Origin of the sequence: Streptomyces sp. NPDC086519 (assembly GCF_040686075.1) — a bacterium.
In the GTDB taxonomy this organism is placed as follows: Bacteria; Actinomycetota; Actinomycetes; order Streptomycetales; family Streptomycetaceae; genus Streptomyces; species Streptomyces shenzhenensis.
The window spans coordinates 44,947-58,032 of sequence record NZ_JBFBJL010000047.1 but is presented as its reverse complement, the minus strand read 5'-3'; the positions used below and the strand labels follow the sequence as shown (position 1 = coordinate 58,032).

The following is a 13,086-nucleotide window of genomic DNA, read 5'->3' as shown; positions in this document are numbered from 1 at the left end:
TACCGGATCCCCTTCTGATCGAACACGTTCACGGGATCCATGCCCGCTCGGGCACGGGCCAGTCATGTCACGTCGATGACGACCGGGTGTTCGGCCAAGTCCCGGGAACGCTCCGGTGCGTACGCCGCCGCCCGGACCGTCCCGTACGTGCCAAGGGTGCCGCGGACCCGGCGTGATTCAGCCCCGTACGCAACCCCCCGGGCTGTTTCACGCGGTCCGCGGCACCGGTGAACCTGGCCGAAAGCCGACCTTCCGGCTACTTGCTCCCGAGGCCGGTGGTGCCGATGTGGATGATCTTGTGGGTGGAGCGGCTCATGTCGACGATCAGCTTGGTGGACGTGTTGCGACTCCAGGTGAGGGTGACGGCGGCCTCCGTGTAGCGAGCCGTGCCGCGGTCGGTCACCTTCCACTTGAGCGGGGTGTTCTGGGCCCGCAGCACCCCGTCCGCGTGCTCCCGGGCCTCCCAGGCCTCCAGCTTCTTCAGGTAGGTCGGCTCGATGTAGTAGGCGCGCAGTGCCTTGGTCAGGCCGCCGCTGCCGTCGACGTCGCTCTCCGCGTCGATGTAGGCGCCGTAGAAGTCGGCGATGCGGGTGATGTTGTCGGCCGGGGCGCCGGCGACGCTGCGCGGAGCGCCGGCCGAGGCCTGTGCGGTGGCGCCGAGCCCGAGGGCCACGGCGAGGACGCCGGCGGTGAGGACGGCGCGGGTCTTGCTGCTCATGTCTGATTCCCCGTGTTCTGTGTGTGTTGTGTGTGCCGTACGGGCTGTGGTGCCGTACCGGCCGTATGTGCTGTGCGGTGGTGGTCCGTCGGGGCCGTCCCCCCGTCCCCCGAACGGGGGGACGGCCCCGTCCCTGCGGTGACCGTGGGTCAGTGGAGCTTGTGTACGGCCGTGGCCGTCGTCTTCTTGAACGCCTTCACCGGCGCGTCCGCGAAGCCGCCCAGCCGCCCCCAGTCCACGACCGTGACGGTGCGGCCGTCCCGGCCGACCGAGAGCAGCCGGATGTCACTGGCGCCCCAGGAGGTCACGGTGTGCAGGGCGTAGACGTGGGCGCCGTCCCCGACAGGCAGGTCACCGTGGTCCTGGAAGGTGGCCCGGGTCTGCGGGTCGTCCGTCTCGATCCGGTAGGCGCAGGACACGATGTCCTCGTCCAGCTTCGCGAACCGGCCCTTCGCCGCACTGACGCTGGGCAGTTCGGCGCTGACCTGACGGGCACCGGTGTCGAGGTCGGTGCGGAACTCCCGGTACCAGGTGTTCTGGCCGCCGCCGAGCGCGATGCCGAGGCAGGTGTCCCGTTCGACCGCCTCCGGTACTCCGGCGGTGACCCTGCCGGCCGTCCAGGACAGGCCCGGCTGCGGCGGAAGGTCGGCCGCCGCGAGGAAGCCGGGCGGCTTCGGCGCGGCGGCCGCCGGGGCGGCGACTGCGGTGCCGACGGCCAGTGCGGCGGCGGCGAGTGCGGTGAGCGCGCCTGCTCGGGTGCGCTTGGGCATGACTGATCCCCCGTGGGTCGGTGCATGGGTGTGGGATGCCGCCGACGGCGCCGGATGGTCGGTCCGGCCCTGGTCGGTGCGACCCCAGAAGCATCGGCCGTCACCTCGGCGAACCGCAACGGCCACCGCCCGTTTCACCGGCCTGGAACCATCCCAGCCCCGCTGACGTGCAGGTATGTGAGTGCCTGGGATACGGACGAGCGGGGGAAGGTGCCTGTGCGCGACGACGTCGAGGAGTTCGCGGCGCTGCTGCGGCAGTTGAAGGACCGTACGGACCGGAGCTACGGCTCCCTGGCCCGCCGCCTGAACATGAACACCTCCACCCTGCACCGCTACTGCGCGGGCGAGGCGGTGCCGCTGGACTTCGCTCCGGTGGAACGCCTCGCCGCGTTCTGCGGGGCGACACCGCAGGAACGGCTCGATCTCCACGAGCGCTGGCTGTGCGCGGTGGCGGCCCGCCGGCGACCGAGCGCCACCGAGAGCGCGGGGCCCGCGGAGAACGTCGAGCCGACGCCCCGCGCCCCCGCGCCGGCCGGCGCCTCCGAACCGGTGGAGAGCCCCGGGGCCGCCGCCGAACCCCTGGCGGAAGCGTCGGAAGCGTCCCCCGTCGCCCGCCCCTGGTACCGGCGGCGCAGCACGCTGGTCGCCTCGGCGGCGGTCACCGTGCTCCTGGCGACGTTGGGCAGCCTGGCCGCTCTGCCGGGCGACCGGGAGGCCGGCGGCACCGCGGCCCGGCACACCGGTTCCGCCGCCACCACCACTACCGCCGCCGGCGACGCCGAGCGCCACCGCAGCGGCGCCACCGGCACGGCGCCGGACCCCGCCTCGGCCACCCCGTCGTCGTTATCCAGGTCGTCCGGGTCGTCCGGGTCGTCCGCAGCCGCCTCGTCCTCCCCCGCCGGCCACGGCACGTCCACCACCCCGGCCCCGACCACCGTCCCCCTCACCTGGACGGCGAACTCGCAACTGTGGGAGCTGGGCTGCGACCACGACTACGTCATCGACAAGCAGCCGGCCCAGGTCCCGCCGCCGCCCGCCCCGCAGGACGCCGGCACCTGGGCGGCCACCCAGGGCGCGGTGCACGGCGGCAACACGATCGTGGACGTCTCCGTGCAGGGCCGTTCGTCCACCGCCGTCGTCCTGGAGGACCTGCGGGTGCGCGTCGTCGGCCGTACGGCTCCCGCGCCCGGCATCGCGTACTCGATGGCCGACGGCTGCGGCGGCGGGCTCACGCCCCGTTACTTCGCCGTGGACCTGGACAAGGACCGCCCCATCGCCCGCCCGGTGGCCGGTGAGGGCCCCGACGGGCGGACCGTCTCGACGATGCGCCTGCCCTACCGGGTCTCCGCCACGGACCCCGAGGTGCTGCGCGTCAAGGCGAGCACCACGGGCTGCGACTGCCGCTGGTACCTCGAACTGGACTGGTCGTCACAGGGCCGCAGCGGCACGGTCCGGATCGACGACCACGGCAGGCCGTTCCGCACCAGCTCCGTCAAGGGCCTGCCGCACTACTGGTACGGCTTCGTCGACGGCGTCCGCCAGTGGGTGCCCACCGGCTGAGTCACGGTCTGAGCCCCGGCCCCCGTCACGGCCGCGGCACGTTGCGCAGATTGGAGCGGGCCATCTGGAGCATCCGGCCCACGCCGCCGTCGAGGACCATCTTGGACGCGGAGAGCGCGAACCCGGTGACCATCTCCGCCTTGATCTTCGGCGGGATGGACAGCGCGTTGGGGTCGGTGACCACGTCGACCAGGGCCGGCCCCTTGTGCTTGAAGGCGTCTTTCAGCACGCCCGCGAGCTGCTTGGGCTTCTCGACCCGCACCCCGTAGGCGCCGCAGGCCAGCGCCACAGCGGCGAAGTTGGGATTGGTGTTGGCGGTACCGTACGCGGGCAGCCCCCCGACCAGCATCTCCAACTCGACCATGCTCAGTACGGAGTTGTTGAACAGGACCACCTTCACCGGCAGGTCGTGCTGGACGAGGGTGAGGAAGTCGCCCATCAGCATGGCGAATCCGCCGTCCCCTGACATCGAGACGACCTGCCGCCGCCGGTCGGTGAACTGGGCGCCGATCGCCATCGGCAGCGCGTTGGCCATCGAGCCGTGCGAGAAGGAACCGATGACCCGGCGGCGGCCGTTGGGCGAGATGTAGCGGGCCGCCCACACGTTGCACATGCCGGTGTCGACGGTGAACACCGCGTCGTCGGCGGCGATTTCGTCGAGGACCGAGGCCACGTACTCCGGATGGATCGGGAGATGTCTGTCGACCCTCCTCGTGTACGCCTGCACCACCCCCTCCAGCGCGTCCGCGTGCTTCTTCAGCATTCGGTCGAGGAACCGCCGGTTGGTCTTGGCCCGCACGCGCGGAACGAGACAGCGCAGGGTCTCGCGCACATCGCCCCACACCGCGAGATCCAGCCGGGAGCGGCGGCCCAGCACCTCGGGCCGGACGTCGACCTGGACGATCCGCACGTCGTCGGGGAGGAAGGCGTGGTACGGGAAGTCGGTGCCGAGCAGGATCAGCAGGTCGCACTCGTGGGTGGCCTCGTAGGCGGCGCCGTAGCCGAGCAGCCCGCTCATGCCGACGTCGTACGGGTTGTCGTACTGGATCCACTCCTTGCCGCGCAGGGCGTGGCCGACCGGGGACTTGATCTTCTCCGCCAGCTCCATGACCTCCGCGTGGGCGCCCGCCGTGCCGCTGCCGCAGAACAGGGTCACCTTGTCCGCCGCGTCGATCATCGCGACCAGTTTGTCGAGTTCCTCGTCCCCGGGGCGGACGGTGGGCCGTGAGGTGACGACGGCGGCCGAGGCGGACTGCTCGGGGGCGGGCTGGTCGGCGATGTCACCGGGCAGGCTCACCACGCTCACCCCGCTGCGGCCGACCGCGTGCTGGATGGCGCTCTGGAGCAGCCGGGGCATCTGCCGCGGGCTGGAGATCAACTCGCTGTAGTGGCTGCACTCCTGGAAGAGCCGGTCGGGGTGGGTCTCCTGGAAGTAGCCGAGGCCGATCTCGCCGGAGGGGATGTGCGAGGCGAGGGCGAGGACCGGGGCCATCGAGCGGTGGGCGTCGTACAGGCCGTTGATCAGGTGCAGGTTGCCCGGGCCGCAGGAGCCCGCGCAGGCCGCCAGCGTGCCGGTGATCTGGGCCTCGGCGCCGGCCGCGAAGGCGGCGGTCTCCTCGTGGCGGACGTGGATCCAGTCGATGGCGGAGTTGCGGCGGACGGCGTCCACGACCGGGTTGAGGCTGTCGCCGACGACGCCGTAGAGGCGGCGCACTCCGGCGCGGACGAGGATGTCGACGAACTGCTCGGCGACGTTCTGCTTGGCCATGGCGGTCGGGCACCCTTCGGCTGCGCGGATCTCCGGCTTCCCCCCGCGACGCCCTTCCATGTATCCACACAGACCGCGCTCACGCCTCCCAGACGGCCGCCGCGGTACGGTCGTCGGCGTACCCCTTGACCCGTACCTGGGCGTCCGCGAGGAACGCGGCGAGGCCCGGCGGGGTGCGGCCGGACCAGCGTCGGGCCAGGTAGGCGCAGAGGGCGGGTTCGCCGCGCAGCGGGTCGGCGAGGCCGCCCGTGCACATCACGAGAGCATCACCCGGGCGGGCTACCGAGGCCCGGAACAGGAACGGGTCACGGGGCGGCTCGGGGGCCGGTTCGTAGGGGCTCGGCGGGGTCGGGATGCCGAGGTCCATGGTGAGCCGGTCGCCCGCCGGGGTCTCGGAGGGCAGCGAGCCGAAGCCGAGCACGGGTTCGCCGACGCCGTCGGTGTCGACGCGCGGTTCGATGTCCTGCCACTTACCGTCGCGGAGCCGGAACAGCCCGCCCTCGCCGACTCCGAAGAAGACGCGGGTACGGCACTGGGGGTGGGCCGGGACGAGGAGGCAGCGCAGGCTGGCCGCGTACTCCTCGGGGGCGATGCCCCGTTCGGCGGCGCCGGCGCGGAGCTTGCCGAGGCTGCGGTCGGTGAGCCGGTGCAGCCCGGACTTCAGGTCGCCGCGCCGGGCGGCCTGGATGTCCTCGGTGAGCCGCTGGTGGCTGCGGCCGACGGCCCCGGCGATCCACTCGCACACCTCGGCGGCGGCCCGGTGCGCGCCGGGGGTGGCCCGGGCGCCGGTGGCCATCGCGACCAGGACCAGGGCCTGTTCGCCGGCCCCGAACCGGGCGACGAGCAGGGCGTCGCGGCGCGGCTCGCCGCGGTACCGGGCGGAGTCGCCGCGCTGCGAGACGGCCCGCAGGGTGCAGGTGCCGTACCGGGCGCCTTCCAGGACGGTGTCGGCGACCAGGTCGTCGAGTTCGTCGGGGTCGGCGGCGGGCAGGGCGGTGGGCTCGGCGTCGTAGGTGGGCGGTCCGGAGCCGACGTAGTCGACGGAGGAGGCCGAAGGGGCTTCTCGCGGGGCTTGCGGCGCCGGTGGGGCCGGTGGCACCGGTGGGGCCGCCAAGGGCTCCAGGTCCTCCAGGGCTTCCGGGGCTTCCGGGGCTTCCGGGGCTTCCGGGGCGGCACGTGGGGGCAGGGCGGTCAGGTCGGGCCAGGTCGCGGGGTGGGCGGCGGCGGCCGGGGCGTCGTCGTCCGCCGCCAGCGGCTCCTGGTCCTCCTCGTCCCACGGCCAGGCCTTCGGAGCGGGGGCGGCGGGCGCCCGCTGGGCCGGTACCGTCGGCGGTGCCTGCTCGCCGCCCGGTTCCGCGGTGACGCCCCGCCGTCCCCCCACCGTCTTCTCCGCCGAGGCGAAGCGGTCGTCCAGGGAATCGGGTGCGGCCGTGGGTCCGGTGTCGTCGGTGGAGTCTTCGTACAACTGCCCCCACCAGTCGTCCTCATGACGGGCGGACCTACCCCCTGGCTGGCTCATGCCCCTAATTGTCCACCGCGCGGGCCGGATGAAAACGGGGCATCCGGAAAATCCCGTACCCGACCTCGTCCCGCGGGGCGTGACGAGGGACATCCTGAACACCCGTGCGAGGGAAGGGGATCGGTGACACGCGCGGGACTGACGGCGTGCCGGACACGGAAGAGGCGCGGCTGACGGGGGCCGACCGGAGTACCGAGGGAGCCGGGAGTGAGGGGGATGACGAAGGCTGACACGTGTGAGCCGCCGGGTGGTCCCACCCCCCACGGGAGGACCGCCCGGCGACACCGGAGTGACCCGGCCCCGGATCCCCCGCGCGTGCGCGTCATGGGGCCGGGTCACCGTTCGCGCGGCCGGACGCCACCGCGCCGGCCGGAAGGGCAGATTGTGACGGGACTTCCTGGTGGTCAGCTGTGCATGGCGGACCGGTTTCCCGTGCGGAGTGCTGGAATTGAGGTGATCTCGGCAGAACGGCCCGCGGTACGGCGGTGATGTGCCACGCCGGGTTCGCGCCGGGGCTGGACGAACGGGACGAGCCGGCGTACCGGGCACTGGTGTCCGCGGGCGCCGCCGAAGGGCCCGGGGTTGAGCTCAGAGCAGGTCGGCGAGCGGGACGGCGTCGGCCAGGGCGCGCGTGCCGGCGTCGTTGAAGTGCAGGTGGTCGCCGGGGTCGTAGGCGGGCAGGATGCGGCCGGGCCGCTGCGGATCCCGTACGACGGCGTCGAAGTCGACGTACGCGTCGAACACGTGCTGGGTGCGGATCAGGGCGTTCACCTCCTGCCGTACGGCCTCCCGGGCGTCGGTGTAGCCGCTGTACCCGGCGTAAGGCGTGAGCGTCGCGCCGATCACCCGGATCCCTCTGAGGTGGGCGCGGGCGACGATGGTCCGGTAGGCCCGCACGAAGTCGGCGGGGTCCGTGGCCTCCGGGGTGCCCTTGATGTCGTTGATGCCTTCGAGGACGACCAGGGTCCGCACACCGCTCCGGTCGAGCCCGTCGGCGTCCAGGCGTCCGAGGGCTCCCGGTCCGCCGGTGCTGTCGCGCATGAGCCGGTTGCCGGAGATCCCGGCGTTGAGGACGCCGGTCCGCAAGGGCCGCAGCCGGTCCGCGAGGCGGTCGGGCCAGCGGTGGTTGGCGTCCATGCTGGTGCCGTTGCCGTCGGTGAGGGAGTCGCCGAAGGCGACCACACTGCCGCGGGACACGGCCCGCACGTCGACGCCGGTGACGTAGTACCAGTGACCGGTGGTCCGGGTGTACGCGTCCCCGTCCTCGTCGGCGGCCCGGCCGGCGCCGTCCTGTGCGAGGTAGCTGGTCTGGAGCGCGACCCGGTGGAAGGTGGCGGGCCCGGAGTCGCCCGGGGTCTCGACGGTCACCAGCAGATCGGCGGCGGCCGCGACGGCGAGCGGCACGGGGTCGCTGACCAGGTCCTGCCCGACGGGTACGACGGCGGTGCCGGCGCCCGCGAAGGTGGCGGCGCGCATCGAGCCGGGTACGGCGTCCGGTCCGTCGCCCTGCCGCAGGGCGACGGTGACCGCTCCGAGCCGCAGCGCGGCGCTGCCGAGCCGGTTGCTGACCCGCACGCGCACCGCGCTCCCCCCGACGCTCAGGTGCACGACGTTGCGGAACGCGGCGCCGGGCACGGCCGGGTCGGTACCGGAGGGCGCGGCCTCCCAGCTCCCGGTCCACAGCGCGGGCCCGGCGTCGGCACCGGCCCGCCCGGCCACCCCCATCACCAGCAACAACACCACCGCAAGCACGCGCCCGACCCTGCCCATCCACACCTGCCCTCTCGAAGGCCCACTGGAGGGGAAGGTGACATACGGGGGTCGGCCCGAACAGCAACCGGACCACGAGACCACTCGGGTGGCGGAGCGCCGGGGGCGGAGCGGGCCGGGCGTGGGGAGGGTGGCGGCCCGGAACGGGCCGGGGTCGAACCGTCACCCCGCCGCCACGCTCCGACCGCCCCGCCGCCCGGGGACGGACAGCGAGGCCGGCGGTCAGTGCCCCGCCTTTCCTTCCACCAGCAGATGCCGGACGGCGTACGACCGCCAGGGCCGCCACTCGTCCGGTACGTCCAGCCCGGCCAGAGGGACGTCGGGGTCGGCGAGGGCGCGGACGCGCACGGTGGCGACGACCGCCGGGTCCATCCCCGGCAGCGCCCGCAGCGCCGCCTCCGCCTCGTCCCGGTCGGCGCCCGGATCCAGCCGTACCGTCCCGTCGGCGAGCGCCGCGGCAAGCGCGCCGAGGGTGCCGTCGGGCTCCGCCCCCGCGAGCACCGCGGGCTCGGGGAAGAGGTGGGTGAGGCCACCGGACGGGGCGTCCAGCGCCGTCCCGTACCTCCGGACCAGCCGCTCGGCGCCGGCGGTCCCGACGAGGGCCCGTACGGCGGCCTCCGCGGGGTCCGCGGCGCCGGGAGACCGCAGCCCCGGCCGGGCCGCGACCAGCGGAGCGAGCCGCGCGTCCTCGGCGAGCCGCTCGTCGACGGCGTACGGATCGGCGTCGAGGTCGAACAGCCGGCGCAGCCGCTGTACGGCGGTGGTCAGATCGCGCGGGTCGGTCAGGTGCAGCCGGGCGTCGAGCCAGCCGCCGGGACGGGCGCCGAGGCCCGTACCGGTCGCGCGAGTCGCACCGGTCCGCTCCTCGACGGCGACGACGGCGTGGCCGTACGGGAGTCGCAGGGTACGGCGGTAGGTGCGCGCCCCGGCGACACCGGTGACCTCCTCCACGCCGGGCACGGACTCCCGCTCCAGCAGGTCGAAGACCGGGCCGGCCTGGTACGGGCCGCGGTGGGCGAGCCGCAGTGGGATCCCGGCGGCCGGGGATCCGCGCCGTGCGCCCCGGCCGCCGGGCGTGGCCTCGCGCAGCCCGCTCGGGGTGGTGGCGTACACGGCACGGACGGTGTCGTTGAACTGCCGCACACTGGCGAAGCCGCTCGCGAACGCGATCTCGGTGATCGGCAGTTCGGTGGTCTGCAACAGCGTCCGGGCGGTGTGCGCCCGCTGGGCCCGGGCGAGCGCGACCGGCCCGGCGCCCAGTTCGGCGGTGAGCTGCCGCTGTACCTGGCGTGCGCTGTAGCCGAGCCGGCCGGCGAGCCCGCCGACGCCCTCCCGGTCCACCACGCCGTCACCGATCAGCCGCATGGCCCGGCCCACGACGTCGGCGCGGACGTTCCACTCCGCGGAGCCGGGAACCGCGTCCGGGCGGCACCGCCGGCAGGCCCGGAAACCGGAGCCCTGGGCGGCGGCCGCAGTGGGGAAGAAGCGGACGTTGCGCCGCTTCGGGGTGACGGCGGGGCAGCTGGGGCGGCAGTAGATGCCGGTGGTCCGGACGGCGAAGAAGAACGCGCCGTCGAACCGGCCGTCACGGCTGCGGACCGCCTCGTACCTGGTGTCTTCGTCCATCACCCCTCAAGTGTGGGTGAGGGCCGGGGGCGGGGCTGGCGGAAATCGGACGTGACGCCCCAGCCCCAGCCCCTGCCCCCTGCCCCCAGCCCCCAGCCCCCAGCCCCCAGCCCCCAGCCCCCAGCCCACGGTCAGACGGCTACAGCCACGGCTACAGCTACGGCTACCGCCACCGCCCCCGCTTCGCCTCCATCGCCGCCTTCCCCTCCGCGCCCTTCCGCTTCCAGTCCTTCTTGATCTCGGCCCTGAGCCGGGCATCGGTCTTCGCGACGATCCACTGGTTCTCCCGCATCAGCTTGCGGTAGCTCTCCAGCCGGCGGACGGACAGTTCGCCGGTCTCCACGGCGAGGCGCACCGCGCAGCCCGGCTCGCTCTCGTGCCCGCAGTCGGAGAACCGGCAGCCCTCCGCCAGTTCCTCGATCTCGGCGAACACCTGCCCGACCCCGGTCTCGGCGTCGAACAGCCCGACACCCCGCAGTCCGGGCGTGTCGATCAGCACGCCGCCGCCCGGGAGCGCGAGGAGGTTGCGGGTGGTGGTGGTGTGCCGGCCCTTGCCGTCGACGTCCCGGGCGGCCCGGACGTCCATCACGTCCTCCCCGAGGAGCGCGTTGGCGAGGGTGGACTTGCCGGCGCCGGACTGGCCGAGCAGCACCGACGTGCCGGAGCCGAGGAGGGCGACCAGCACGTCCAGGCCGTCGCCCGCGTGCGCGCTGAGAGTCAGGACCGGCACGCCCGGGGCCGTCGCCTCGACGTCCTGGACCAGGTACGCGAGGGTCGCCGGCTCCGGCACCAGGTCGGCCTTGGTGAGGACCACGACCGGCTGCGCCCCGGACTCCCGGGCGGGTGCCGACTCGTGCAGCAGGGCCTCACCGCTCGAGCAGGACATCGCGAGCGCGAGGAACCGCTCGATCCGCCCGAGGTCCAGTTCGACCGCGAGCGACACACAGATGACGACGTGATCGATGTTGGTGGCCAGCACCTGGCCCTCGGAACGCTTGGACGACGTCGACCGCACGAAAGCGGTGCGGCGCGGCAGCAGTGTCCGCACATACAGCGGGTCGCTGCCTTCGGGGTCGACGGCGACCCAGTCTCCCGTGCACACCACCTTCATCGGGTCACGGGGGACGACGAACTCGGTGTCGGCCCGGACGGTGCCGGACGGGGTGACGACGTCGCACTGACCGCGGTCGACCCGTACGACACGGCCGGGCAGGAGACCCTGCTCGGCGTACGGAGCGAACTCCGCTTCCCATCCCCCGTCCCAGCCGTAGGGGGCCAGAGGGTGCGACGAAGCGGAAGAAGCCGAAAGAGAAGAGCGATTCAAGGGGAACCCTTCACAAGGGCGGCCCCGGCCGCGCGCGCTCACAGGCGCGCAGAGGACAGGAAGGATCAGCCGGAGGCCACGGAGGTGGAATGGATGAACTTCTGGTTGCGGGCAGCGCCCGTCACAGAGACAGCCATCGGTCACACCTCCCGTTCCGCACACGACTGACCGCGGCGGCCGACGGCCACCGCGAGGAGCAAGCCCCACCCTAGAGAGACGCGCTCCGCGGCACCACGGAATTTCGCCGGCCCGGGTCACCCTGGAACTCGGCGGGAACGACCCGGCGATCCTGCTCGACGATGCCGAACCGACCGACGCGGGTCCAGGCCCGCGAGGCAGCCGTCCGGGGTCCTGTCGTGGCGGGTGGCGACGCCTCGCCAGGCCTCGGGCCTGTTGATCAGGTGCTCGGCGCACCCGGCGGCGTCCCGGCCGGAACCGGCCCGAGGGGCCCGAGGGGCCCGCGGGCGTCGGGCCCGGTGGGCCCACGAGTTGCTCGGCGCGATCCCGAACTCGTCGGCGTGCGGGCGCAGTTCGCCGACGGACGGTGTCGTACCGGGCACGGAATGGTTGCGGCCCGGGCGTGGTGCCGCCGTGGCGCCGGGGCTGCGGGAGCATGACGGCCATGAGCAGAGACCGCTACGTCGACTTCCTGCGCGCCTGGGCGATCGTACTGGTGGTGCTGGGCCACTGGCTGATCACCGCCCTGGTCCGGGAGCCCGACGGGCGGATCATCGCCCCCGAGCTGCTGGCGGCCGTTCCCTGGACCCAGTGGCTGACCCTCGGGTTCCAGATCATGCCGCTGTTCTTCCTGGCCGGGGGCCATGCCGCGGGCGGTTCCTGGGCGCGGGCCCGGTCGGCCGGGGGTACGCCCGCGGGGTGGCTGGGGCGGCGGGCGCTGCGGCTGCTTGTTCCGGTGGGCGTCTACAGCGCTGCGGTGCTGCTCGCCGTCGGTGTGTGTACGACGGCCGGTGTGGACGCGGACACGCTGGCGCTGGTGGGCTGGGCGATGGGGATGCAGTTCTGGTTCCTTCCGGTGTATCTGCTGCTCAGCGCCCTGACGCCGCCGCTGTACGCGGCGCACCGGCGCTGGGGGCCGCGCGTGCCGGCGGCGCTGGGGGCGGTCGCTCTGGTGGCCGACGCGCTCGTGGTGACGGCGCACGTCCCCTGGGTCGGACTGCTCGACTACGTGCTCGTGTGGGGCGTCGCCTATCAGCTGGGCTTCTGCTGGCGCGACGGTCTGCTGACCGGTCGCCTGCCGGTGCCGCTCGCGATGGCGGCGGGCGGCGGGCTCGCCTTCGCCGCGCTCGTGGCCCTCGGGCCGTTCCCGGTCAGCCTGATCCTGGTGACCGGGCAGAGCCCCGGCAACACCAACCCGCCGTCGGCCGCGATGCTGGCCTGGGTGGTCGCCCAGGTCGGCCTCTGCCTCCTCGTCGCGCCGCCGCTGCGGCGGCTGCTGGACCGCGAGCGGGTGTGGCGCCTGGTGCGCCCCGTGGGCGCGGCGAGCATGACGCTGTATCTGTGGCACATGCTGCCGGTGCTGGCCGTCGCCGCCGCGTTCTACCTGACCGGCCTCGCGCCCGAGCCGACGCTCGGGTCCGCGGCGTGGTGGGCGCTGCGCGTGCCGTGGCTGCTGGTGCTCGGCGCCGTCCTGGCCTGCGTCGTGTCCGCACTGAAGCCGTTGGACCGCGGACTGGGCGTGCTGTACGGGCGGACCATGCCGTCCGGGACGGTCCCGTCCGGGACCGTCCCGGACGCCGGCCTGCGCCGCGCCTGGCCGCTGTGGCTCGGCCTGGCCCTGAGCGTCGCCGCTCTGAGCCGGCTGGCCGTGCAGGGCTTCGCGCCGGGCGGCCGGTTCCCGGTGCTGCCCGCGCTGGGCCTGGCGCTGGGCATCGCACTGGTGCTGGTGACGCCCCCGCGGAGGACGGCGGCGGACCGGCTGGAGCGGCCCGGGGCCACTCGCGCCGCGGACCGGGCGTGAGTCTGTGCTACAGTTGGCTCAGTTGCAGTTGTGGTACCCATGAACCTATGTGC

Annotated in this window: 9 protein-coding genes; 2 read left to right on the top strand and 7 right to left on the bottom strand. The window is 73.9% G+C overall.

Going from position 1 to position 13,086, the window contains the following annotated elements:
• Positions 1-256: 256 nt before the first annotated feature.
• Together AB0P24_RS34025 and AB0P24_RS34020 are read right to left on the bottom strand one after the other, a co-directional pair.
• Entirely contained in the window at positions 257-718 is a 462-nt protein-coding gene (locus tag AB0P24_RS34025; protein ID WP_365800851.1) for a hypothetical protein, read from the bottom strand.
• A 149-nt stretch (positions 719-867) separates the two neighbouring features.
• On the bottom strand, positions 868-1,488 hold the full coding sequence (locus tag AB0P24_RS34020) for a hypothetical protein (RefSeq protein ID WP_365800849.1): 621 nt from the start codon (positions 1,486-1,488) through the stop codon (positions 868-870).
• A gap of 210 nt (positions 1,489-1,698) precedes the next feature.
• On the opposite strand from AB0P24_RS34020, the gene AB0P24_RS34015 reads away from it, so the two are divergent.
• Positions 1,699-3,048, top strand: a complete 1,350-nt coding sequence (locus AB0P24_RS34015; RefSeq protein WP_365800847.1) for a helix-turn-helix domain-containing protein — start codon at positions 1,699-1,701, stop codon at positions 3,046-3,048.
• Between the two features lie 25 nt (positions 3,049-3,073).
• Here the strand turns inward: AB0P24_RS34015 and AB0P24_RS34010 are convergent, their stop codons facing one another.
• From AB0P24_RS34010 to rsgA, 5 genes are all read right to left on the bottom strand, one after another.
• Positions 3,074-4,816 (bottom strand): pyruvate dehydrogenase, encoded by a 1,743-nt coding sequence (locus tag AB0P24_RS34010; RefSeq protein WP_365800845.1) that lies wholly within the window; start codon positions 4,814-4,816, stop codon positions 3,074-3,076.
• Between the two features lie 79 nt (positions 4,817-4,895).
• A complete protein-coding gene (locus AB0P24_RS34005) occupies positions 4,896-6,335 on the bottom strand; it encodes a protein phosphatase 2C domain-containing protein (protein WP_365800843.1) in 1,440 nt (479 codons plus the stop codon).
• A 588-nt stretch (positions 6,336-6,923) separates the two neighbouring features.
• Positions 6,924-8,105 (bottom strand): SGNH/GDSL hydrolase family protein, encoded by a 1,182-nt coding sequence (locus AB0P24_RS34000; RefSeq protein ID WP_365800841.1) that lies wholly within the window; start codon positions 8,103-8,105, stop codon positions 6,924-6,926.
• Positions 8,106-8,327: 222 nt separating this feature from the next.
• A complete protein-coding gene (locus AB0P24_RS33995; protein WP_365800877.1) occupies positions 8,328-9,731 on the bottom strand; it encodes an AlkA N-terminal domain-containing protein in 1,404 nt (467 codons plus the stop codon).
• Positions 9,732-9,894: 163 nt separating this feature from the next.
• A complete protein-coding gene (rsgA, locus tag AB0P24_RS33990) occupies positions 9,895-11,055 on the bottom strand; it encodes a ribosome small subunit-dependent GTPase A (protein ID WP_365800839.1) in 1,161 nt (386 codons plus the stop codon).
• 622 nt (positions 11,056-11,677) lie between these two features.
• Between rsgA and AB0P24_RS33985 the strand changes: the two genes are divergently transcribed.
• Positions 11,678-13,033 carry an acyltransferase family protein gene (locus tag AB0P24_RS33985; protein WP_365800837.1) on the top strand — a complete coding sequence of 452 codons (1,356 nt, stop codon included), beginning with the start codon at positions 11,678-11,680 and terminating at the stop codon, positions 13,031-13,033.
• Positions 13,034-13,086: the final 53 nt, after the last annotated feature.